Raw genomic sequence first — 329 nt, 5'->3', positions numbered from 1 at the left:
GACGCGATCAGGTCGACCGTCTCCTTGAGCCCGACCTCGTCCACGTCCGAGCAGACCACCCGCCCATCGCGCCGAGCGAGCTCCCGGGCGAAGGCCCGGCCGATCCCGCTGCCGGCGCCCGTCACGACGGCTCCGGCGTCGCGAGTGCGTTGGCGTCCCATCACGCCTCCTTCACCAGGGTCAGTGCGCCGCGGCGGCTCTGCGCCTCCAGCTCGGCGTCGACGAAGGCGGCCGCCCGCGCGAGGGCGCGGTCCGCCTCGGGCACCAGGCGAGGCAGCGCCTGGAAGACATGCATCTGCTCGGGCCACACCTCGAGCTGGCAGCGGGCT

At 74.5% G+C, this 329-nt stretch carries 1 protein-coding gene; it reads right to left on the bottom strand.

From position 1 onward, the window contains the following. The coding region (locus tag ACOADB_RS17725; protein ID WP_378601514.1) for an SDR family NAD(P)-dependent oxidoreductase at window positions 1-161 on the bottom strand (161 nt) is incomplete at its 3' end. Window positions 162-329: the final 168 nt, after the last annotated feature.

Source organism: Nocardioides sp. CPCC 206348 (genome assembly GCF_048654705.1).
In the GTDB taxonomy this organism is placed as follows: Bacteria; Actinomycetota; Actinomycetes; order Propionibacteriales; family Nocardioidaceae; genus Nocardioides.
The sequence above is the reverse complement of the archived record's forward strand: the minus strand, read 5'-3'. Positions and strand labels throughout refer to the sequence as shown.